This is a genomic window from Streptomyces sp. NPDC016562 (genome assembly GCF_043076955.1).
GTDB lineage: Bacteria > Actinomycetota > Actinomycetes > Streptomycetales > Streptomycetaceae > Streptomyces.
Genome location: NZ_JBIBRZ010000002.1, coordinates 187,599 through 210,549, shown reverse-complemented (window position 1 = coordinate 210,549; position 22,951 = coordinate 187,599). Strand labels below are relative to the sequence as shown.

18 protein-coding genes and 1 pseudogene are annotated in these 22,951 nt (G+C 69.4%); 10 read left to right on the top strand and 9 right to left on the bottom strand.

What is annotated here, in order from left to right; genetic code table 11:
- The first annotated feature begins 39 nt into the window (after window positions 1-39).
- The gene (locus ACF059_RS08900; RefSeq protein ID WP_392053488.1) at window positions 40-1,104 is read left to right on the top strand and encodes a ferredoxin reductase; all 1,065 of its coding nucleotides are present in this window, start codon (window positions 40-42) and stop codon (window positions 1,102-1,104) included.
- A 7-nt stretch (window positions 1,105-1,111) separates the two neighbouring features.
- Window positions 1,112-2,230 carry a fatty acid desaturase family protein gene (locus tag ACF059_RS08895; RefSeq protein ID WP_392053486.1) on the top strand — a complete coding sequence of 373 codons (1,119 nt, stop codon included), beginning with the start codon at window positions 1,112-1,114 and terminating at the stop codon, window positions 2,228-2,230.
- 421 nt (window positions 2,231-2,651) lie between these two features.
- Here the strand turns inward: ACF059_RS08895 and mscL are convergent, their stop codons facing one another.
- Window positions 2,652-3,128, bottom strand: coding sequence for a large conductance mechanosensitive channel protein MscL (gene mscL / locus ACF059_RS08890; protein WP_366868051.1), 477 nt, complete (start codon window positions 3,126-3,128; stop codon window positions 2,652-2,654).
- Window positions 3,129-3,270: 142 nt separating this feature from the next.
- On the opposite strand from mscL, the gene ACF059_RS08885 reads away from it, so the two are divergent.
- Together ACF059_RS08885 and ACF059_RS08880 are read left to right on the top strand one after the other, a co-directional pair.
- The gene (locus ACF059_RS08885) at window positions 3,271-3,645 is read left to right on the top strand and encodes a VOC family protein (RefSeq protein ID WP_392053483.1); all 375 of its coding nucleotides are present in this window, start codon (window positions 3,271-3,273) and stop codon (window positions 3,643-3,645) included.
- A gap of 179 nt (window positions 3,646-3,824) precedes the next feature.
- Entirely contained in the window at window positions 3,825-5,114 is a 1,290-nt protein-coding gene (locus ACF059_RS08880; RefSeq protein ID WP_392056535.1) for a cation:proton antiporter, read from the top strand.
- Window positions 5,115-5,899: 785 nt separating this feature from the next.
- Here ACF059_RS08880 and ACF059_RS08875 read toward each other — a convergent pair.
- Window positions 5,900-6,931 carry a magnesium and cobalt transport protein CorA gene (locus ACF059_RS08875; protein WP_392053480.1) on the bottom strand — a complete coding sequence of 344 codons (1,032 nt, stop codon included), beginning with the start codon at window positions 6,929-6,931 and terminating at the stop codon, window positions 5,900-5,902.
- An 89-nt stretch (window positions 6,932-7,020) separates the two neighbouring features.
- Between ACF059_RS08875 and ACF059_RS08870 the strand changes: the two genes are divergently transcribed.
- From ACF059_RS08870 to ACF059_RS08855, 4 genes are all read left to right on the top strand, one after another.
- Entirely contained in the window at window positions 7,021-7,425 is a 405-nt protein-coding gene (locus tag ACF059_RS08870; RefSeq protein ID WP_392053477.1) for a DUF1622 domain-containing protein, read from the top strand.
- Window positions 7,426-7,495: 70 nt separating this feature from the next.
- Window positions 7,496-8,635: an aromatic acid exporter family protein gene (locus ACF059_RS08865; RefSeq protein WP_392053474.1), complete on the top strand. Its 1,140-nt coding sequence runs from the start codon at window positions 7,496-7,498 to the stop codon at window positions 8,633-8,635.
- A 791-nt stretch (window positions 8,636-9,426) separates the two neighbouring features.
- Window positions 9,427-9,786, top strand: coding sequence for a DNA-binding protein (locus ACF059_RS08860; RefSeq protein ID WP_392053471.1), 360 nt, complete (start codon window positions 9,427-9,429; stop codon window positions 9,784-9,786).
- Between the two features lie 118 nt (window positions 9,787-9,904).
- Window positions 9,905-11,566, top strand: coding sequence for an N-6 DNA methylase (locus ACF059_RS08855; protein WP_392053468.1), 1,662 nt, complete (start codon window positions 9,905-9,907; stop codon window positions 11,564-11,566).
- A gap of 12 nt (window positions 11,567-11,578) precedes the next feature.
- Here ACF059_RS08855 and ACF059_RS08850 read toward each other — a convergent pair.
- The 7 genes and pseudogenes from ACF059_RS08850 to ACF059_RS08820 form a co-directional block, all read right to left on the bottom strand.
- Window positions 11,579-13,692: pseudogene (locus ACF059_RS08850) on the bottom strand (UvrD-helicase domain-containing protein).
- Between the two features lie 44 nt (window positions 13,693-13,736).
- A complete protein-coding gene (locus ACF059_RS08845) occupies window positions 13,737-14,951 on the bottom strand; it encodes an McrC family protein (protein ID WP_392053465.1) in 1,215 nt (404 codons plus the stop codon).
- Complete coding sequence (locus ACF059_RS08840; protein WP_392053462.1) at window positions 14,948-16,810, bottom strand: DUF4357 domain-containing protein; 1,863 nt, start codon at window positions 16,808-16,810, stop codon at window positions 14,948-14,950. Before ACF059_RS08840 ends, ACF059_RS08845 begins: the two co-directional genes overlap by 4 nt.
- A 108-nt stretch (window positions 16,811-16,918) precedes the next feature.
- Window positions 16,919-17,149: a hypothetical protein gene (locus ACF059_RS08835; protein ID WP_392053459.1), complete on the bottom strand. Its 231-nt coding sequence runs from the start codon at window positions 17,147-17,149 to the stop codon at window positions 16,919-16,921.
- 61 nt (window positions 17,150-17,210) lie between these two features.
- Window positions 17,211-18,572, bottom strand: a complete 1,362-nt coding sequence (locus tag ACF059_RS08830; protein WP_392053456.1) for a hypothetical protein — start codon at window positions 18,570-18,572, stop codon at window positions 17,211-17,213.
- Window positions 18,573-18,596: 24 nt separating this feature from the next.
- Window positions 18,597-18,989 carry a hypothetical protein gene (locus tag ACF059_RS08825; RefSeq protein ID WP_103419641.1) on the bottom strand — a complete coding sequence of 131 codons (393 nt, stop codon included), beginning with the start codon at window positions 18,987-18,989 and terminating at the stop codon, window positions 18,597-18,599.
- On the bottom strand, window positions 18,986-21,370 hold the full coding sequence (locus ACF059_RS08820; protein WP_392053453.1) for an AAA family ATPase: 2,385 nt from the start codon (window positions 21,368-21,370) through the stop codon (window positions 18,986-18,988). The genes ACF059_RS08825 and ACF059_RS08820 overlap by 4 nt, the downstream gene beginning before the upstream one ends.
- A gap of 414 nt (window positions 21,371-21,784) precedes the next feature.
- Between ACF059_RS08820 and ACF059_RS08815 the strand changes: the two genes are divergently transcribed.
- On the top strand, window positions 21,785-22,192 hold the full coding sequence (locus ACF059_RS08815) for a hypothetical protein (protein ID WP_392053450.1): 408 nt from the start codon (window positions 21,785-21,787) through the stop codon (window positions 22,190-22,192).
- A 105-nt stretch (window positions 22,193-22,297) separates the two neighbouring features.
- Window positions 22,298-22,927 (top strand): uracil-DNA glycosylase, encoded by a 630-nt coding sequence (locus ACF059_RS08810; protein WP_392053448.1) that lies wholly within the window; start codon window positions 22,298-22,300, stop codon window positions 22,925-22,927.
- Window positions 22,928-22,951: the final 24 nt, after the last annotated feature.

The window sequence follows — 22,951 nt, the reverse complement described above, 5'->3', positions numbered from 1 at the left end:
GACAGGACTTTACGCTCTGAGGCGCACCAAGCTGGAGCCATGACGAGTGCAGCCCTCCGCAGTAGGGCGTGGAAACTGCTGGAGATGGTCACGACACCGCTGCTGCCGTCGGACTACCTCGACCTGGTCAGCCCGCTGCGTGCGGGCGCTGACCTGCGCGGGCGCATCGAGGCCGTGCATCCGGAGACGGGTGACGCCGCGACCGTCGTGATCAGGCCGGGACGGGGCTGGCGCGGCCACAGGGCCGGGCAGTACGTGCGGATCGGGGTCGACGTCGACGGGGTGCGCCTGTGGCGTGCCTACTCGATCACCTCGCCGACGAACCGCCAGGACGGCCGCATCACGATCACCGTCAAGGCGATCCCGGACGGCAAGGTCAGCAACCACCTGGTCCGCAGCGCGAAACCGGGCACACTGATCCAGCTCGACCAGGCGACCGGTGACTTCGTACTGCCGCAGGCCAAGCCCGCCAAGGTGCTCTACCTGACGGCCGGCAGCGGCATCACGCCCGTGATGGGCATGCTCCGCGACATCGCACTCGACGACGTCGTCATGGTCCACTCCGCGCCACGGCCGCAAGACGTGATCTTCCGCAAGGATCTGCACGACCTGGTCGCGGACGAGGAGCTGCGTCTCACCGAGCTGCACACCGACACGGACGGAACGCTGGACGTCGCCCGTCTCGCCGAACTCGTGCCCGACTGGGCCGAGCGCGAGACCTGGGCCTGCGGCCCCGCCGGCCTGCTCGACGCCGCCGAAGATCACTGGGCCCAGTACGGAGTCCCGGAGCGCCTGCACACCGAACGCTTCCGCCCCGGCATCGGCGTCGCCGGCAACAGCGGCGGCGGCGGCGAGGTCACATTCAGCACCACCGGAAAAACCGTCGACGCGGACGGCGCCACGCCGTTGCTGGACGTCGGCGAGGAGGCCGGCGTGCTGATGCCGTCCGGGTGCCGCATGGGCATCTGCTTCGGCTGCGTCACACCGCTCAAGGCGGGCGCCGTCCGCGACCTGCGTACCGGTGAGATCACCGAAGCCGAGCCGGGCGTCCTCATCCAGACCTGCGTGTCCGCCGCGGCGGGCCCCTGCGACATCGAACGGTAGGAGCACTTTGACCGCCATCGACCCCACCGCCCACCTGACCGCGGAGCAGATCGAGGAGCTCGGCCGCGAGCTGGACGCGATCCGCGACGAGGTGATCGCCGGCCGCGGCGAGAAGGACGCCGCCTACATCCGTAAGGTCATCGCGGCGCAGCGCAGGCTCGAGCTGGTCAGCAGGGGTGTGCTGCTGTTCTCGATCTTCCCGCCCGCGTGGCTGATCGGCACCGCCGGTCTGTCCGTGGCGAAGATCATGGACAACATGGAGATCGGCCACAACATCCTGCACGGCCAGTGGGACTGGATGCGGGACCCGAAGATCCACTCCACCACCTGGGACTGGGACCACGTCTCGCCGGCCGAGCAGTGGAAGCACTCCCACAACGAGCTGCACCACGTCTACACCAACGTGATCGGCAAGGACAACGACCTCGGCTACGGCATCATGCGCGTCGACGAGGACCAGAAGTGGCACCCGTTCCACCTCGGCCAGCCGCTGTGGAACTTCCTCAACGCCTGCTTCTTCGAGTACGGCATCGCGGCATACGACCTGGAACTCGGCAAGAACCTGCACAAGCGCCGCCGCAACACCCCGGAGTTCCGCGCGCGGGCCAGGGCCGTGGGCCGCAAGATCCGCAAGCAGGTGCTCAAGGACTACGTGATCCACCCCCTGCTGTCGGGCCCCTCGTTCCTCACCACGCTCGCCGCCACGTTCACCGCGAACCTGGTCCGCAACCTCTGGACCCACTCGGTGATCATGTGCGGGCACTTCCCCGAGGGCGTCCAGGTCTTCGAGCGCCGGTCGATCAAGGGCGAGACGCGCGGCCAGTGGTACCTGCGCCAGATGATGGGCTCGGCGAACATCAGCGGCAGCAAAGCCATGCACTTCATGACCGGCAACCTGTCGCACCAGATCGAGCACCACCTGTTCCCGGACCTGCCCAGCAACCGGTACGCCGAGGTCGCGGTGAAGGTGCGCGCGCTGTTCGAGAAGTACGAGCTGGAGTACGTCACCGGCCCGCTTCCCAAGCAGGTGTTCTCCGCCTGGCACAAGGTCTTCCGGCTCTCACTGCCGAACAAGAAGCCCAAGGCCAAAACGCCGGACCGCGAGCAGCAACTCGTCGCGGCCTGATTCCCGACCGGTTCAGACCCGAACGGACCACATCACACACACCGCCCGAACCCGCAGGTCAGAGGCCCTTTCCAAGGGGCTCAAGGATGGCGACGCACTCCACGTGGTGCGTAGAGAGGCATGCGGCCCGGGATGAGGGCCAGCGCTGCCGTGGTCACGCCGCCGAGGGTAATGAGGTGACCGTACGGGTCGTGACGGACGTCCGGGTTGACAGGCCTGTGTAGAGGGTGCGGCCGAGGGTCTGGCCGGCGCCGCCGAGTGCGAGGGCCCAGGCGGCGGTTGCCGCGTTCGCGCCTCGCCAGGGGAGGAGCGGGATGAGGCTCATGACGACAGTACGTGGCGAAGTCGGAGAGGGTGAAGGCCGCGGCCAGGAGCAGGAAGGGGCGACTGCGGGAGGCCCTCCGTCGGATCGGCAGGTGCCCTACGCCCGCTCGCGCGGATGCGCGGCCGCTTCATGCGGGTACTGCGGTGCCTCCGGGCCGGGAGTGAGCTCCTCTGTGCAGTGCGCGCAGCGCCGTGCGCGGACGGGGACCGGGCTCAGGCAGGCGGGGCAGTCCCTTTTGTCGGCCTGGATGTCCTGGTGCGGTGCGAACCGCTCGTGGAGCTTGTTCACCGGAAGGACGACGAGGAAGTAGAGGGCGGCGGCGACCAGGGCGAAACTGATGGCTGCGTCGATGAAGCCGCCGTACGGGAAGTCCGTGCCCGCGACCTTGAAGGTCCGGGATGTGAAGTTGCCCCGTACACCGGCTGCCAGACCGACCAGCGGGGTGAGGAACGCCTTCACGAAGCCGTTGACCACGGCGGTGAATGCGGCTCCGATCACGATGCCGACCGCCAAATCGACCACGTTCCCGCGGAGTATGAAGCCACGGAAACCCTTCAAGCCCTTCACCAACATCCCTGCTCCTCCTCTTAGCCGACGTGCGGGCACAAAGCCACGCGTGACCGTCTTCCCGCCGAGGGACCCCGCACCCCTGCCCTTTCGTGCGACCTGAACCGGTGCCCGTATGAGAGGCCGCTGCCTGGGCAGGGGGAGGAGCATGACGACGACGCTCGGTGCCTTCGTTCTCGGCACTCCCGATCCGCCCGCCCTGGCCGACTTCTACCGGGCCCTCCTCGGCTGGGTAGAGGTCGAGCGGGAGCCGCAGTGGGTACGCCTGCGCGCCCCGGAGAAGGAACGCCCCGGCCTCAGCTTCCAGCTGGAGACCGACCACACGCCCCCCGTGTGGCCACAGCGCTCCGGCACCCAGCAGATGCAGGCGCACCTGGACCTCGAGGTCGACGACCTGGAGGCGGAGATCGAGCGGGCCCGCGCGCTGGGCGCGACCGTGGAGGAACACCAACCGCAGGAAAGGGTAAGGGTCCTGCGCGACCCCCACGGCCACCTGTTCTGCCTCTTCCTCCCGGGCGCCTGACCGCCGGCCCGAGATGGACGTCGGAGAGGTAGACGAACCGGTCGTCGGGCCCCTCGGCGGGCACGGGGATGGGCAGGGTGTTGCCGAAGAGGGAGGACCGCTTCAGGCGCAGCCCGGGTCAAGATCGGGTAGGTGGCCCGGAGACGGTTTCGTGCGGGAAGGGGTTCGGCTTGCCGGGTTTGACGGGGATCGATGTGGTGTACGCCTGTGTGGGGCTGGGGGCTCTGTGCGCGGCGGTACTCCCGACCGCGCTGGCAAAGCGGCCCCTGTCGTTGCCCATGGTGTTCCTGGCAGCGGGGTTCTTGGTGTTCCTGCTGCCGCTCGACGCGCTTCCCGCGCTCGATCCCGTCCGGCACCGCGGTGTGGTGGAGCACCTCACGGAGGTCTGCGTCGTCGTCGCGTTGATGGGGGCGGGGCTGGCCATCAACAGGCCGCCCGGCTGGAGGGCCTGGTCGACGACGTGGCGGCTGCTGGGTTGGGCCATGCCGCTGACGATCCTGGTCACCGCGGCCGTCGCGGGGTGGGTGGTGGGGTGGCCGCCGGCCGTGGCCCTGCTGGTGGCGGCCGCCCTCGCTCCCACGGACCCGGTGCTGGCCGCCGAAGTACGCGTGGGTGAGCCGACCGACGACGAAGACGACGAGGACGAAGTCCGCTTCGCGCTCACCAGCGAGGCCGGACTCAACGACGGCTTGGCCTTCCCCTTCGTCCTGGCGGCCATCGCATTGACCACAGCCTCTGCGACAGGCTGGTCCACCGATGGGCTCTGGCACTGGGTATGGAGCGACATCCTGGTACGCAGCGTGGTGGGACTGGTGGTCGGGCTCGGTGTGGGGCGGCTCCTCGGCTGGATGTTCTTCCAGGCCTCCTGGAGAGCACTGCGGCTCTCCGAGCACCGGGAGGGCTTCGTCGCGCTGGCCGCGACCTTCACGGCCTACGGGCTGACCGAGCTCTTGCACGGCTACGGCTTCCTCGCCGTGTTCGTCGCCGCCTGCACGATCCGCAACGCGGAGCGCGCCCACCGGTATCACCGTGTCATGCACGCCTTCACCGACCAGGTCGAAAGGCTGCTCACCGCCGTCATCCTCTTCCTCGTCGGCGGCTTCATCGCCGACGGCGGCCTCGCCGTACTCACCTGGCGCGGAGCCGTTCTCGGTCTCGTGCTCTTCCTGCTGATCCGCCCGGTCGTCGGCTGGGCCGTACAGATGCGGGGCGCGGCCGTGGGAAAGGAGCGCATCGCCATCGCGGTGTTCGGCATCCGAGGCATCGGCTCGTTCTTCTACCTCGCGTACGCACTGGGCGAAGCAGACTTCGCCGCCCCCGCCCGCGAGCTGTGGGCCGTGGTGACCTTCACCGTGCTGCTCTCTGCAGTCCTGCACGGCATCGCAGCCACACCCGTTACAGCCCGGCTCGACCGCTCGGCCCCCGATGGAGGAGAGCCGAGCTCAGACGGACAGGCTCGCCTCGGTTGACCGGTCCAGGGCCTTGGCTGCATCGCACGCAGGGTCCGGCTCGGTCCGCTGCGTCCGTCGAGCTGGGAGCATGGGGGTTCCCTGTGGAGGAGCTGGTGACGAGCCGCGCGATGTCGCAGATCACCGGGCAAGCGGCCGAGCCGGGCCTACGCAGGGTGGTCTTGTACGTCAGCGGGGTGGTCAGGTAGAAGCGGCGGGCTGTCAGCTCTGGCCGGGCGGGGGAACTGGGCCCGTTTCTGACGGTCCGTTGGCGGCATTGGCGGTGCGCGCGGCTGTGAGGTTGCCGTGGGGGCGAAGGGCGTCGCGAATGCCTGTGCCGCTCATACGGCGGTCCGGGGAGGGGCCGAGGGGGCGACAACGTGGAGGCTTGTTCGGGCGCGTGCTGCCAGGAGTAGGCCGAGCAGCGTGGAGTCGGCGCACTCGAGAGAGCCCAGATGGACGATCAGTTGCAGCCCGTCCGCGGTCAGAGAAGGCTGGGTCGCACGTTCGAGGGCCCGAAAGCTCACGGTGCCGCGCAGCACCGCCTTCCACGACCGTTTCGGCAGCTCGGTGAGCTGATCCGGGCCTGCTCTTCCACCTGCGGGCCGGGTCCCGCCGGCCTCTCGCGGCCGGATTCACCGCGTTTGTCGTCCCCGCGGGAGTCTGGCTTCGATGTGTGTGTCATACCTGGCGGCTTTCCATCGCGGCGCCGCTCATGTCAGCGAGGGCACGTGAGAACCCGGGACTTCCCCGAGAGGCGGAGACCGGGGCCACCGCGGCCGGGGCGAGCACCCGGCCGCGGTGCGCTACAACCAGCCGTTGCGGCGGAAGGCCCGGTAGAGGGCGCCTGACGCGAGCGCCATGAGGCCCACAGCGAGGGGGTAGCCGTAGGTCCAGCCGAGCTCGGGCATGTGCTCGAAGTTCATGCCGTAGACGCCGGCGACCATCGTGGGAATCGCGAAGATCGCCGCCCACGCGGAGATACGCCGCATGTCGTCGTTCTGCCAGGTGCCCACACGCGCCTGCTGAGCCCCGAGGACTGAGTCCAGCAGCTCGTCCAGTGTCCGCACCTCGATGTCCGTGCGGTGCAGGTGATCGGCGACGTCCCGGAGATACGGCGCGATCTTCGGCGGCTGTTCCTCCGCGCCCGGGCCGCTCAGGAGGCTCTGGACCACCGGGACGAGCGGCTGCACGGCGTCCCGGAACTCACGGACTTCCCGTTTGAGGGAGTAGATGCTTTGGGTGTGGTCGACGCGGGAAGTCGAGAACACCTCGTCTTCGAGCCGGTTCAGCGTGGCACGGACCGTGCGGGCGGCGTCGCTGTACGCGTCGACAGCGACGTCCAGCACGGCGTGCAGGACAGCCCAGGGACCCAGGCGCAGCATGTCCGGGTCTGCGTCGAGCCTGCGCGCGGCCTCGGCGCAGGGGTCGATCGGTCCGTGGCTCACGGTGAGAACGCTGTGAGGTCCGGCGAAGATCATGATGTCGCCGGTCTCCACCGCTGTCTCTTCTTCCACATATCGGAGGGTCTTCAGCGCGACGGCCAGCACGTCGCCGAATCGCTCGCGTTTCGGACGCTGTTGTCCGTGCATCGCGTCCTCGACGGCCAGCGGGTGCAGGCCCAGCTCCTCGGTGAGCTGGACGAGTTCCCCCTCGGCGGGATCCGTCAGCCGAATCCAGGCGAACTCGCCGTCGCTGAGGTCGGGCAGCCGCTTGAGGGCCGACTGGCAGGCATCGTCCGGGAGTTCACACTCCATATGCTCCGACCGGCCCGAGTCCTGCTCATATATCACGCATTCCATCCTCCGCGCATGCTTCACCAGCCCCGTTTCATGCACCCCCAGCCGCTTCTCGTACGTCCGCCGCGTGTGGCAAGAGACACCGCCCCGTACCGTGTAGGCACACAACCGCGGGTAGAAGCGGGCCCATGAACATGTCAGGTGAGCTGGTGTCCGAGTCGGGAGTGCGGGAGATGATCGGATGGCTGGTCCACCTCATCGAGGCCGCTGGTGCGCTGATCATCTTCGTCGGCGCCATCTGGGCCTTCGCCCGGTTTGCCACGACCGGCCTGCGACGACGTTCCCTCATCGGCGAGTTCAACAAGATCCGCCTCAGCCTCGGCCGTTTCCTCGTCCTGGGACTGGAATTCCAGCTGGCGGGCGACGTCCTGCGCACGGCGGTCGCCCCCAGCTTCACCGAAATCGGCCAGCTCGCGGCCATCGCCGCCATCCGCACCGTCCTGAACTTCTTCCTCACCCGGGAGATCGCGCAGGAACGCGCCGAGATCGAGCGTGACCAGAAGGAGCCCGTACCCCGGCCCACGGCCGCCTGACCATCCCACTCCGCGCCGCCGACGTTTGATCTCGGCCCGAGGGGAACACGCTCTGGCGAGGTGATCGACTGTGCCCAGACCGGGCGAGAGACGCAGCCGGGTACGAGCGGCCGCTGCCGGAAGAATCGAATACCTGCGGCGGGCCGCACGGGGCCCGGGCAGCGAGCGTGACGATCTCATCCTCGGCGCCAAATCCGTGGTCGCGGCCATGGCCGCGTGGGTGATCGCCCGCTATCTGCTGCCGCCGACCGTTTCCACGTTCGCACCGTTCACCGCCCTGGTTGCCCTGCAGGCCACCGTGTACCGCTCGGTGCGCGACTGCGTCCAGTATCTGCTGGCGATGGCGGTGGGCGCCGCACTCGCGGCCTCCCTGGCTGCCACGGCGGGGATTCACGGTTGGACGTTCGGACTCCTCACCCTGATCGCGCTCTGCCTGGGAAGGATCGAGCGGTTCGGCGAACAGGGCACCCAGGTCGCCATCGTCGGCTTCTTCGCGTTCTCCTCCGGCCAGGGACGCATCGACTACATCGGCCACCTGGCCGCCTCGGTGGCCCTCGGTGCGCTATGCGGTCTCACGGCCCACCTTGTCCTGGCGCCCGCCCGCCATATCCATCACCGGCAACAGGCCGTCGCCGACCTGTACACCGCGATGAGCCGCCGCCTCGACGACTTGGCCGAGATCTTCGAAGGGAACGACCCCGACACCCAGCGCATCCGGCACTGGCGCCGTGACTGGCACAAACTCGCCGCCGAATGCGAACGCATCCGGACCAGCATCGACAGCGAGATCGAGAACAGCCGCCTCCACCCCCGTCGCGCCGTCGACAGCGCCGAGGCTGCCCTGCCCCGTGCCCGTGACGCCGTCACCGTCGCCGAACGCGCCATGGACCACCTGCGCTCCCTGACCCGCACCGTCGACTACGCCCTCGAAAGCGGAGAAATCGAGAACCTGCCGGCGTCCTTCCGGACCGCCTCCAGCACGCTGCTGCGAAGGGCAGCCACAGCGATGCAGGAGATCGGCCAGACGTCCCCCACCGACTCCCGGCACCTGGACGGCCTGATCGCCGACGCGGGGGCAGAACTCGACCGAGTAGAACAGCAGGAGCGCGCAGCCGCTGATGCCACGCCGGCGGTACACACCCTCCAGGGAACCGTCCTCACGGACATCGGCCGCCTGCTGGCCGAACTCCGCTCGGGCCACGAAACCTGACCCCAAATCCTGAGTGAACCATCCGGCCCGGGGATCTACGTCTGGGCCGGCCGCATACGGGCGGCCGGAGTCGGCGAAGTGGGGCCGTCACAGCACCTCGCGGGGCGCCCTCGCCCCGAGGCGGCGCTCATCCTCGTACGGGGAGAGCGTCATGAAAGAGGTGCCCGTGGAGGGGCAAGGTCGGGCACCCTGCGTGAGCGGGCGATCTCTCGGCATCTTTGACGCTGGGGGGCGTAGGGGTGCCAGCGCGGGGCAGGCGCCGACCCACTTGGTCGCCACCCCACGGAAGGGCGCCCGCAGCAAGATCGTAATCTCCCGGGAGAGGCACCCTTCACGCACCTGACGACTCGTCAGGCATCGTCGACGGCGTGCGTCAAACGTGCGTCACGAGCGTCAAGATATCGCCCGTAACGCACACAACACCTATAACGCACACCGCCCTGACCTGCAGGTCAGAGGCCCTTTGCCACCGGCTCCAGGATCGCCACGCACTCGACGTGGTGCGTCATCGAAAACATGTAGAGCCAAAAACAGGTTAATGAAAACCGCAGGTCAGAGACACGTGGTGCGCAAAACGGACTCAAGATCCATGTGCACTACGTGCGCCATGGGCGCTACGCGCGACCTTTCGACGCACGCGTACTGCCCCTCGACGGCCCGGAGGCCGCCACCAAGCGGGGCGAGCTCGCGAGCGTGATCTTTTCGCCGGACGGCGAAGGCTCGCCGAGACTGCACAACGCGACCACGAGGTCCGCAAGCCGCTCGCAGCCGCTTGTGACGCCGACCTTCAAGTGACCGCCTCGGCCGCCTGCCCGCCAAACGGTCACGCCCGGCTCGCCCTGGCCCGCACCGACGACCTCCGTGTGATCACCTCGGCAGCCGCCTTGGTCGAAGTGGCCCACCCCCGCATCAACCGCCCGGCCCTGGAGTGGACACTCTCCCGCCTGATCGTGGAACCGATCACCGAGCCGATCGCCCGCCACGCCGCCATCCTGCTCGCCGACGCCGGCCCGCACGGCCACAAGTACGCCATCGACGCCACACTCGCCGCCACCGCATTGGCCTCACCAGGGCCGGCCACGATCCTTACTTCCGATCCTGAGGACCTCACAGCGCTTTGCCGCGGGCACGCCACCGTCATGAAGGTCTGAATCCCACCGCCGCTCACGTTCTCTGCACAAGCGGATGACTTCCGTCCCAGATGAACACGTTGACGACGTCAACGCCCAACACTTACCGCGTGTCTGCAATGGCGTGTACGGTTTCCGTATGAGGGATGACGCGGGTGCAGTAGACCCTTTGATCACCGGGGCCGAGATCGCTCGCATCGCGGGCGTGACACGAGCCGCTGTGTCGAACTGGAGACGCCGCCACAAGGACTTCCCCGCCCCGGCGGGAGGCAGTTCAGGCACACCTCTGTTTTCCCTTACCGATGTACGGGCATGGCTCGCGAACCAGCGGAAGAGCCATGACGTCTCCGACGAAGTCCGGCTCTGGCAGGCGCTCCGCGCGTCGTTCGGCGATGACATGATCAGCGGCCTGTCTTCGGTCGCAGCATTCCTTTCGACGGGAAATCCGTCTGGTCTCGACTCCGCAGCGGCTGCGATCGTCGCCTCGTCAGCACAGAGCACCACACCAACCGACGTGGCCGACGGACTCGTCGAACGCTTTCAGGATTCGGCGCGTCGCAGCGGCTCGGATCAGGTGACCTCGGCGAGGATCGCCCGGGCGGTCGCTCACTTTGTGGGCCCTTTGCCCAAGGGCACCACCGTCTTCGATCCCGCCTGCGGGATCGGGGTCCTTCTCATGGTTGCGGGGGACGACGGCAGTACGGTCATTCGCGGGCAGGAGATCGACCCCGCAGCAGCACGGTTCGCGGAACTCCGAGCCAAGTTGAGCGGCCGAGCCGATGCGGTGATCCAAGCGGGTGACTCGCTGCGGGCGGATGCCTGGCCCTCGCTCCGCGCCGACCTCGTCGTGTGCGAGCCTCCCGCCGTCGGCCCGGACTGGGGGCGCGAGGAACTGCTCCTCGACGCACGATGGGAGCTTGGCACCCCCTCCAAGGCGGAGGGGGAGCTCGCCTGGCTCCAGCACTGTTACGCCCACACCGCCCCTGGCGGCCGCACGGTGATCGTCATGCCGTCATCCGTGGCCTACCGCAAGGCTGGACGCCGGATCCGGGCGGAACTCGTACGGCGGGGAATCCTCGCCCACGTCATCGCGCTACCGGGTGGAGTCGCCTCCTCGCACTCCGTCCCCGTACTGCTCTGGATCCTCCGCCGCCCGAAACCGGACGACACGACTCCGTCACACGTCCGCATGGTCGACCTGACGGGCAACGATCCGGACGGACCACTAGAACCCACCAGCGACCAGGTCGCCGACATCCCCCTCATCGACCTCCTCGACGAGACCGTGGACCTCACGCCGAACCTTCACATCCACCGTTCCACCCAGGACTTCCGGGCGGAGTACTGGTCCCTGCGCGAAGAGATCGAGCAGCAGCTCCAAGCGCTGGGCGCACTCCTGCCGGCCTTGCGGGAAACGGCGGGAGAAGACTCTCTGGACACAGCCACGGTCAGCCTCGCGGATCTGTCCCGAGCGGGACTGATCGAGGCGGGCGCCGGCGGCCCCAAATCCCTGAGTCCTCAACTCGATACGGACTACCTGCGCGGCTTTCTTCAGAGCGCGTCCAACGTCCGCCGCTCGACCAGTACCAGCGGAACGCACCGTGTGGACGCGCGGGCGGCCCGCATCCCGCAGATGGCGGTCGCCGACCAGCGTCGCTACGGAGCCGTCTTCCGTTCTCTCCAAGAGTTCGAGGAACGCGTCGCGAGTCTGGCCGAACTGGGGAAGGAGGCAGCCGCTCTGGCCCGGGAGGGGCTGACTAACGGAGCCCTTGCGCCTCCTGCGGACGATTCCGGCGAGTGACCCGTCGGCCGGTCAGGGGAGTTCGGAAGGCAGGGGCACGAACGGGCTGGGCTTTCCGCTCCAGACACGTGCAATGCTTCCCTGGCCCGTGTGCAGGCGACGAAGAGCAGGCACCGCTCACGCAGCAGATCGGCCTCGTTCTGCAGCCTGTCCGTCGCGGCCGCGGTGACCTCACGGGCGAACGGGAGTGCGCCGTCCGAAACCCCGAGTACACCGACGCCACGAAACTCCAGCCCCTTCATCGCGTGCATCGTCGCGAGGCGCACCCCTGCCGTTCCCGCCCCCGGTCCCTCCTTGACTCGGACCACGGGAATACCCCGAGCCGCGAGCCTGTCGTACACCTTGTCCAGGAGCAGGTGGAAGCGGGCGCACACCCCGATCTCCTCGGGGCGCATGCCTTGGCCGATCCACTCCTCGATCCGCTCGACGATCGCGTCCACTTCGACCTGCTCGGAAGCATGACCTCTGACGTGAGGGCGTCCTCCGTGGAGCAGTGAGCGGTAACCGAGGAGGCTGTCCGCACCGTCGCCCCCGAGATCCTCGACGTCCATCTCCTTCAGAATGCCGGTGGACCAGCCGAGGATCTCCTCCGTACTGCGGTAGTTGATCCGCAGCCGACCGCTCCGGCCGGTCACCGTGATGCCCAGTGAGGCCAGGGAGACCCTGGAATCGTAGATCCGCTGATGGGGGTCACCGGTGATGAAGAGGTCGTCGGGTCCACGGCCCACAGCTGCCCGCAGCACCCGCCATTGGGCTGGATGCAGGTCCTGCGCCTCATCGACGACCACGTGGTCGTAGTCGTGGCCGTCCGAAGCGACCTTCCCTTCCAGCAGCCGTGCCGCCTGGGCGCAGACATTGAGGTGGGTGCGGCCGCCTCGGGCAGCAAGTTCGGCCCGGAAGAACTCGACCGCCTCCCAGACCCGCTCTCGCTGGGCTACGGGCAGCGCCGAGCCGCGTCCTCTGCGCACCGCGCCCCGGTAGGCGTCGAGCGTGCCGATGTCCTGGGCGAGTACGACGTGGCGATATTCCTGGGCGAGGAACTGCTCCGGCCACGGAAGGCCGAGGCGTTTGCCGACCCGCTGCCAGATCTGCTGCTCCTCACGGTCTCCGACGAGGGACAGAGTCCGGCCGCCGGCTGCCTGAAGGGCTCGGTGCGCGTAGGCGTTCACTGTCGTCACGTCGACCCTGCGAAGCAGCGCCTCATCGCCGTCGAGCAGCAGGGCGAGGTTCTCGCGCAGGCTCGCCGCGAGAGCGTTGGTGTACGTGGTGAGCAGGACCCGGCTGTCCTCGGAGCGGGACAACAGGTGCTTGACGCGATGCAGGGCGACGACAGTCTTGCCCGTGCCCGGGCCTCCGGTCACCTGCGCCGGTCCGCCGTAGGACACGCGGTAGGCGACGCGCCGCTGGGAGGGGTGGAGGAAGACCCGCCAGGCCGCGAAGGGCTTCTCCAGGATCTCGGCCAGCTCGTCCGGCCCGGTCACGAGTGTGATGCGGCTTCTGGTGTGGAGGATCGCCGACGCGTCGGCGGGCCGCCGTGCGGTGACGACGTCGCGGTAGACCTCTTCGGGGCTGAAGCCCTCCGCGAGGTACTGGAGGACTTCGAGCAGGGTGCCGAACGCGTCCAGCTGGGCCTGGTCCGTGATCGTGCGCACGGCACGCAACACCTGCGCGTCGATGCCGAGTTCCCGCAGCACGGTGTCCGAGTGGGAGGCGAAGAGCAGGGCGGGGGCCGTGGCCGCCGCCGCCTCCAGGGCCGGCGTCAGTTGCTCGATGGCGACGACGTTGCGGACCTCCAGGCCGCGGGTGGCGGTGTTGACCGTGTAGAGCCGCTTGGCCGCCCAGCTGTAGGCGCCGTCGTGCGGCACGACGTTGATGAGGAGGAAGACATCGCTGCCGTCGTTCGGGGCGAGGACCACTCCGCGCCAGAAGTCGTTGATCCGGATGGTCCTCATCCGTGGATCGCGCGCCTTGTCCACCGACTCCAGGTGAAGCCCCTTGTCGGCGTGCAGTTCCGCGACGGTGAGCTGTTGGAACTTGGTCATCGCCTTGCGCACTCCGGCTTTGACGGGCTTCTCCAGCACGTCGTAGCTCTCCCAGAAGCTGTTCGCGAAGGCGAGCTGGGGCACGGTGGGCTCCTTACCTCGTGGCGTGCGGCGCGGCCGAAACGATCTTAGGGGGATGCGAGTCCCGCGCCCTCGGCCATCAGGCGGGCAAGGTCCCGGACCGTCCCGAGCAGTTCCGCCGGCGGCCCTTCCAGGTCCAGGACGTGCTGGTGGATGACGATCCCCGCGTTCCGGACACGGTGGGAAGCGTGAAGCGCGCCGCCCCTGGCGTAGATCAGATGCCCCTCGGGAAGACCCAGCGCTGTGCAGTAGGCGAGCATCTGGTAGAGGTCGGCGTCGGGAAAACCGTCGGGCTTCTGCGCCTTGTACTTGGCGTCGGCCACGTTCAGCGGGCGGCCGTCGTCCCCGTACCGGAGGAGATCCGGCCTCATGCGGATGGTCCCGTCCGCGTCGAGATGCACTCCCTTGGCCTGGAGCGCGCAGTGTCCGCCATGCGCTGTGAGGGCCTCACGCAGGGCCACGCAGACGAAGTCCTCGAAGAGTTTGTTCATGTCGAGCAGGAATCCGTCGACGGTGACGTCACCCGGCAGGTGCTCGGGCGACTCGCGGCGCAGGACGGTCTCCGCCAGCCGCAGCGCGGGCTGGTAGCGGAGGTTCAGGCGGCTCGGCCGCCACCGGGGCGGAGCGGCGCCACGCAGCAGGGGCTCGGCGTCGATGAGCCGGGCCCGTTGGTGCTGGAGGGACCGCCGTACTCCGGCCGGGACGCGGGGCAGGCTCAGCAGCCGCTCGGTCGCCGCCCGCAGCAGCCGGTTCTCGGGTATGTCGGTGGTGTACTCGTCATAGGCCATTTCCAGGGGAAAGAGCCGTCCGTGGTGACGGCGCACCTGGTCGGTCTCCCTGAGCCGACCGCGAAGGACAGGGGACGCCTCTTCCGTGTGCCGGTACCCCTGCAGCACTCCTTGCCTCAGGGCTCGCTCCTGCGCCCTCTCGTAGGTCTGGGCGAAGAAGGGAACCAGTTCCGTGTGCGCCGACACCTCCACCGTGCCCTCTTGGTGGATCCGCGGGTTCAGGGCGTACCCCAGGAGGAAGAACAGATGGGCGATCGGCACCTTCGGAGTGATCCTCAGGGTGACGGGGTCCTCCCCCGGGGCCCTGACCACGAAGGCTCCGACCTTGCTCCCCGCGCGCAGCCGCCATCCCCCGGTCCGGTACGGGTCGGGCGCCGCGTCCACGATCCGGGAGGCGGCGAGTGCCCGGCCGATGGCCGCCGGCAGGTCATGGGTGGTGTGCGGGGCGTGTTCGACGAGCTGGATGCCGGTCACGCGTCGGGCTCACCCGGGCCGGCAGCCGGTGCGATGTTCGCGCGAAGGGCTTCGAGACCGTAGGTCTTGGCAATGTCGATTCCCTCTCCGTAGTGATGCTCCTCCAGGAGCGGAAGGATCTTGGTGCGCCAGGTGCGGTCGAGGCCGCCTTCCCGGTAGACCGCCTTCTTCATCAGGTACGAGGGGCCGATACGGAAATCGGGGTCGTCGATGCGGGAGTTGAGCGCGTCCAGCAGGTCCGCCGGCTCGGGGCCGCGGTCCTGGGCGGCGAGCCAGCGGCGCAGCAGCCCCTGGGTGGGCTCGGTACGCGGCGAGAGCTCCACGAAGGCGAAGCGCCGTCGCATGGCCGCGTCGACAAGGGCGATGGAGCGGTCGGCGGTGTTCATCGTGCCGATGACGAAGAGATTGGACGGGAGGGCGAAGTCGTCGCCCGAGTAAGTCAGGCGGACCGACTTGTTCCGGTACTCCAGGAGGAAGTAGAGCTCTCCGAAGACCTTGGCCAGATTCGCACGATTGATCTCGTCGATGATCAGGAAGTGCGGGATGTGGCGGTTTCCTTCGCGGGAGGCGAGGTCGGCGAGCTCCCGCAGCGGGCCCGCCGTCAGCCGGAAGGCGACCTCCCGGGTGTCGGGGTCCTCCTTCGGCCGGAAGCCTTCGAAGAAGTCCTCGTACGCGTACGACGGATGGAACTGCACCAGCTTGACCCGTTCGGGCCCGCCTCCGAGGAACTCGGCGAGTTTGAGGGCCAGGTGGGTCTTGCCCGTGCCCGGCGGTCCGTACAGCACCAGCTGCCGTTCGTCCCAGAGGAGGTCCTTCACCTCGCGCAGCCACTCCACGTCGTGGACGAGCAGTTCGTCGGCGAGGGCCTGGCCCGGCTCGGGAAGCTCCAACTCACGCCGGGCCGCGAGGGCCGGGACGGTCTCGCTCGGGTCGCGTTCCCGGGACACGGCCTCGTCGGCGAGCTCCTCGTCGGTACGGCCGAGTCCGTCGATGAGGGCCTGCACGGAGGTGAGGTCGACGACGTCGTGCTGCGCCGAGAGCTTCTGCTGGAGTTCCTCGGGAAGCTCGTCGTAGGCGTACCCGCTGCTCTGCCAGTCGACGGGGCGGCGCAGGTTGGAGCGGCCGCCTTCGGAGGCGGTCTGCTCGACCGTTCCGGTGATCTCACCCACGTACAGGCGGCCCCCGGAGATGCCGCACACCGTGTCGCCCGGCTTCATCCAGGAGAGGAACGCGTACAGCTCGTCGACGAGCTCCAGCTTCTGGTTGTAGGTCGCCGTCGTCCCGTAGTCCTCCTCGACGAACGCTCTCAGCCGCTCCTTGCTCGCCCCCTGCGCCACTCCCTGGCGCAGCCGCGAGGCCGACAGCGTGACCCTGCCCTCGGGAAGCCAGAGCCGGTGGACGAGGTCACTGCCCGCCACGTTCGAGCCGCGCACGAGCCAGGCCCGGTTGGGCCCGGAACGCATGCCCTCCATGAAGTCGGACAGCGGTGTGCCCGCCTCGGTGCGCCACTCCTCCCAGCCGTTGCGCGGGGCTCCGACGAGTATCTCGGCGGCGGCGGACGGCGATCCGCACTCGACGTCAGCGGTCAGCTCCAGCCAGCCGGGCCAGCGGTCGGACGGCGCGAGGACTCCGGCGGCTCTCAGCTCCTCGCGCCGCTTGAACGTGCCGCTGAAGTGCTTGGGGAACGACGGCATGACGTGCTCCCGGGCCGGCGAACCGGCCCGGACCAGGAACTTGCGGCTCCCGTTGGTGCCGACGGCGTCGAGGAGGACGCCGACCGCCCGCCCGATGCCGTCCCCGCCGGGCAGCCGCAGCCGGAACTCCGGGTACTCGGCGGGGTTGCCGCTGTCCTCGTTCACGCACACTCCTGGTTCACGTACGTTCCTCGTTCCCGTGAGTCCTTGGACACGGGCAGGGCATATGCCCGAAGGCCGGTGCCGAGAAGGACCTTAGCCCCGCTCCGTACCTCAGGTGAGGGTGTTGGTGAGGTGCGGCCCGATGTATCCGATGAAGATCCCGTGCTCGGCGCGGGCGGCGTCGTGGTAGTGCAGGCGTGGAGCGACGGTGTTGCCGCCGCCGATCCTCACGTGCGCGCCCATGAACAGCCGGCAGACGGGATCCACGTATTCCGGGACGGGGAAGGTCCGTTCCTTGCGCCAGACGGTGTTCGTCTTCACCGTCCTGAACTCGTCGCGCACGACCTTACGGGGCGATATCGCGTGCCTGCCGCCCGGAGCGTCCTCGCACCACTGCTTGAAGTCACGGAAGGCCGCGCCGTCGGCGGGGGCGTCGACCGAGACGTCGGCGTAGTCCCGAAGCGCCAGCAGTGCGTCCCAGCATACGGACCCAGGAGGAACCGTACGCCTGGTCGTCCAGTTCCAGGGTGATCTTCCTGGCTCCGGTGAAGTGCACGCGAGGCATCTCCTCGATCCGTTCCAGGATCTCCGCGAAGGACTCGGGGACAGCGGGACCGCCGTCGTCCGGGGCGTACGCGGCTTCGGCGGCGCCGAGGGCGAGCAGGCGCTTCTGCACAGTGACAAGCTGGACCCGGGTCTCATGCAGTTCCCGGTACTGCTCGTCGTACTCGGCGATCAGCGTGATCTCGTCGCTCCTGGCGCGCTGGAGTTCGTTCTTCAGGTCCCTGATCTCGTCGGCCCGTACCCGCTGCTCGCGCCCGGCTTCCTCGAGGAACTCGAAGAGGGCGTGGTTCTCGTCCCTCAGCCGCTCCAGCTCAGAGTTGCCCGAGCTCTCCTTGGTACGCGCGCGCAACACGGGTACCGCGTCCAGCTCGGGCGGCAGTGGCGCCCGGGTGGCGAGGCCCTGGGGAAGCTGGGCGAGCAGGCGGCGGGCCCGGGCCGGGTTCTCGGCGACGACGACGACCCGGTGCGACATGACGCGGTGGCGCTGGCTGTCGGCCGCCCAGGCCGGGTCCACACCTGGAAGGAAGGTCCGGATGCCGCCGCCGTACACCCGGTGGTACTCCATGAGCCGGTTGAAGCGGTTGTCCGCCCCGGGCGCGAGGGCGTAGAGGATGGCGAGGCCGGCCAGGGGACGGACCAGCGGGTCCAGGGTCCGCTCCAGCCAGACATCGAAGTCGGCCCCGTTCGGGGCGGTGGCCATGACGATCGGCAGACGGCGCTCCGCGTCGCACAACTCGTCGATGACGGAGTCGATGTCGGCCGCCTCGACGACCTGTGGCATCCGGGTCACGTCCGCGAGCCCGTCGCGGGCCTGGAGGACGTCCAGCAGGCTTGCCGCGAGGCGGGGGGTCTTTGCGGGCGTCGGCAACGTGTCCGGATCATCGGGAAGGTGCTCTACGTCCAGCTGTACGCGGGTCGGCCGGCTCTCCGTCTGCCTGATCACCAGGGTCGTCTGCCAGGTGCCGTCCGGGGCGGTCTCCCGGAGGCGCCAACGCCCGTACGCCCCGCCGGTGCCGGTCGCCGAGTCGTGGTCGAGCGTGACTCCCCGGGCTATCTCGTTGCGTCCCTCCGCGAACGCCTGGATGTCGTAGTTCTTGGGCGGTTCACGCAGCCAGTCCCGGAGCCGGGCGTCGACCTGCGCGCCGGTGCTGACGTAGTCGAGGCCGCTGGTGACGACCATGCGGTAGCGGCGTGTGTCCATGCCGTGGTCCTTTCGGCGCACCGGTCAGGCTTCGGTCCGCTCGGGTCCTTGGCGGAGGGCGGCGAGCAGTTCGACGACGTCGTCGTGCCAGGCCCTGACCTCGCCCGGGGTGGGCGGGAGTTCGTACGTGTGGTGGTGGCAGGCCGCGCTGAGCGCGGACCACACGGCGTACCACTGACGGGCCACGGAGCACGGGGCGTACCACTCCAGACAGAGCGCCTTGGTCCGGCCACGGCTGTGCGCCATGGCGGGACTGACCCGCCGCCAGAAGCCGTCCATGGCCTCGTCCAGGGCCAGCCGGAGCAGGGCGGCGGCGGCTCGGGCGCGGAGTCCCGGCGCGAGGGTGTGGGGAACACCGGGGGGAGGGAGGAGCAGATGACGGGCGGCCGCGGCCAGTTCGTCGGGGGTACGGGTCATCGGCCGCGCACCGCTTTCGCGAGGCGCTCGGTGTCCCGGACCAGGTCCATGCGGTCGCCGATCGGGGTGAGGAACTGGTGGGCGCCGGCGTTGCACCGTTCGATGAGCGCGCGGGCCCAGGGGCCGTGGTCCTGCGCGACGGCCGCGAGGACCTGGGCGGGTTCCATGCTGCTGTCGTAGAAGGCGAGCGCGGCGAGATCGGTGAGCTTGTGCGCCTTGCCGATCCTGGCCTCGACGTCGGCGTGGCCGTGGTCTTCGGCCCGCAGGCGGCGCCGTGCGGGTTCCAGGCAGGCGGCCTCCAGGGCGCCTCGGCACATCTGGGGTAGGACCCGGTCGGCGACGTCCTGCGGCACGTTCGGGTCCTTGGCGACGGCCCGGGCCTCGCTCAGCGCGAGGGAGACCGGGTCGTCGGTGCGGGTGACCTTGACGACGGAGTCGGTCTGTCGGGCGACCTGCATGATCGTCGCGGGGATGCGCAGGTGGCGAATGGCCTGCTGGAGGCGGGTGTCGTGAGTGAAGACGATCACCTGGCGGCGCTGGGCACAGGCGTGGAGGACCCGCGCGAGCCCCTCGACCTCCTCCGGGTCCATGGACTGCACCGGGTCGTCGATCACCAGGAACCCGAAGGGGCTGTCGGGGTGGGTGGCGCGGGGGAGGAACAGCGAGAGGGCGAGCGAGTGCAGTTCGCCCTGGCTCATCACGCCGAAGGCGGGCGCGTCCATGGCGTCCACGGACACGTCGAGCTTCACCTTGCGCTGGTTGGCCGTCCCCGTGAGGCCGATCGAGCCGAGCGTGACGCTGCTGCGCTCGCAGAGCAGCTTCCAGATGGTCTGCGACTGGTCGGCGAACGGGCGCAGCCGCTCCTCGCGGAATTCGTCGGTGACCTTCTTGAGCCAGGTCTGCGCGTCCTTGAGCCGCTTGCCGAGCGATGCGGCCTCGGCGGCCCGGTCGGCGACGGCCAGCCATTCGGCGAGGCGCACCCCGAGCGGCCGCCAGCCGACGTCCTGCTCGGCGAGCAGGCGGGCCGCCTTCTCGCTCTCCTGCCGGCAGGCGTCGGCGAGGGCGGCCGAAAGGCGCTCGACCTGATCCGCCAGCGGGCGGGGGTCGGTCGCGCTCCGGCACAGGGACCATTCCCGCCAGAGGGCGGCGAGCGGCGAGTCCTCCGGCCGGAGCCATACGGGGACGGGCTGGACGAGATCGTGGACGGCGCGGATGGCGCCGCGCAGGTCGTCGCGCGCGGACTGCGCTTCCGCGGCTTCGTGCTGGAGCCGTTCGACCTGCTCCCGGGCGCGCACCGCCCAGTCGTCGTCGAGCAGTCCGGGCGTGTCGCAGACGGGGCAGTCGGCGGTCCGCGCCCGCCGCCGGTGGTCGAGCGCCCGCTCCAGGAGGTCGGAGAGACGGCGGGCGTCCTCGGCGGAGCCGGACCGCGCGTCATCGGCCCGGGCCGCGGCTTCCCGCAGCCGCGTCACGGCACCGCTGATGTCGCTCAGATCAGGCCCTTCGAGGGTGGAGAGCCCGCGCAGCCTTTCGAGTTCGGCGGTGTCGCCCTCGGGCCGTGCGGCAAGGAGGGTGCGAACGCGTTCGCGGTCCGGGCGGCGTGCGGAGAGAACCTCCACGGCCGCGACGGCCCTCGGGTCGCCGGAGCCCCGCAGTTCGGCGAGGACCGCGGCTGCCAGGTCGGTGGCCTTCTTCTCGCCGTCCTTGATCGCCTTGAGGCGGGCTCCCGCCTCCTTGTAGGCCTCGGAGAGCTGCTCCAGGCCGAGGATCTGGGCGAGTCCGTCATGGAGGGCGGTCATGGGGCCGTTGATCACGGCGCCGAGTTCGCTATACGAGAGGAACGGCCGGTACAGCGCGAGCTCCTCCGCGCCGACGACCTCGCCCAGCTCTCCGCCGGGCAGGCCTGGCCGGTGGACCGCCACCCGTGCGTCGCCCAGCCCGTCGCCGTGCCAGCTCCTGCGGACGGTGACGGGCGTGTCCGCACCGTCACGGCGGCACTCCACCTCCACACGGGGAGCCGCCGGATCGTGCAGATTCCGCCACCCCTGCCGCCAGATCTGAGTACGGTCCTGCCAGCGGAAGTTGTCGCCCGTCAGTGCCATCTCGGCGGCCTCGGCGAAGCTGGACTTACCGGAGCCGTTGCGTCCGGCGACCACGGTGAGGCCCGGTGCGGGGGTGAGGCCGAGCGTGGTCTCCGGGCCGATGCCTCGCCACCCGGCGGCCGTGATGGAGCGGAGGAAGAGAGGACCGGTTCGGGAGGCGCTTCCGGCCCGAGTCCCGGGGAAGAGGTCGCGCAGCAGATCCGCCCTCTCCGGCTCCAGGCCGGCGACGGCCAGGCGCTGGAGGACGAGGTCACGGAGGGAGGGGTGGGGCTGGTCGCTCACGGTGTGGCTCCATGCACGGGAGGCGGCGGGTGTGACGGCGAAGTCCGAACCCGGGAGCCTCAGAGTGGCGCAGATACGTTGACGTCGTCAACGGATATCTCCCGCCAGACTTCATGCGAATCTGTGTACGATCGCGGATCCGGGCGGCATGAGTGACCGTCAGACGGCCGCACGGCCCCACCTCTTGAGGAGAAGCTCAACCGTCATGAGGCTTACGGACCAGCTGACCCTGCGGCGGTCAGGCACCCGCGCAACGCGCCACGGAGCCACCTGCTCCGGATCCACGGAGAACGGGACCGCCGTGGAATGGCGTCTCGTCCTGCCCGGTCGCCCTCAACTCACTCTGCACGACACCCGCTGGGACAACGGTGAGCGGGACCTGTGGTCCTCCACCAGCCGTCGGTGGTTCCCGAGATGCCCGTCCTCCTGGCCAATCTGCACGGCCGCCGCCGCGCAGGCATCGAGGCCGTGCCCGCCGGAAGGGGTCGCCTGCGCCTCATGGCCTGGACCGTCATACCGAGGACCGGCTCGGACCGGGCCGGCTTCAAGAAGTCCCTCACCACGGCGCAACTCGCCACGCAGTGCGGGCTCTCGCTCCTGCGGACTCTGACGAGCCGTCCCGGCGTCACGCTGGAACCCGCCTTCGACCGGGAGGACCTCCCCCTGGTCGGTCTGGAGCACCCTCAGGATGTGAAGCCCCTCCAGCACGCGCTGTACTTCCCCGTGGACGACGACGAGACCCCGGTCATGGCATACGCCATCACCCGGGTCATGCCGACACTCCGCGCGGTGGGCTGGCTGCCGCCCTCACCCGCCCTCTGACGTCTCGGGCCTCGCCCCCGCACGTCAGTGCCACCCTCTAGCGTAGGAGGCCGAGCACCGCCCCTGTCGACGTGCACTCGGGTGGAGACGGCAGGGGAGGACGACATGGCGCGACAGATGGCGAACGAGACGTTCCGTACCGACCAGGAGCGGAACCGGTACGCGGCACACGTCCGCGCGATCAACGAGCTGGTCGACGGCCTGCGGGACCAGGACGGCAGGGGCTGGATGCCGTACGTCGCTCCTTGGCACGGCGGAACCGAGGCGCGCGTGCTGTCCGTGCTGCGCGATCCGGGGCCCAAGACCCAGGACGGCACCGGCTCGGGCTTCCTGTGCACGGAGAACGACGACCCGACCGCCGAGCGTCAGTGCCGGTCTTTCGAACAGGCCGGCATCGGCGCCCGCGACGTCACGCCCTGGAACGCCTACCCCTGGTACATCAACCGGAAGCCCGATGCCTCCGAACAGAAGGCCGGCGCCGAGGCCCTCGCGCGCCTCCTCGGACTGATGCCGGACCTCCGCGTCGTCCTGCTCCAGGGCGGCGACGCGCAGGCCACCTGGCGGCGGCTGGAGAAGGCGCACCCGGCCCTCGCCGGCCAGGAGCGCATCCAGGTGGTGCGTACGTACCACCCGGGCCGGCAGGCACTGTGGTCACCCGACCCCGAGGTCCGCGCGGCGCGCGAGCGGCACCGCGAGGACGCGCTCCACCAAGTGGCCGACATACTCCGGGCCTGACAGCGCCGGAAGACGGTCTCCGCC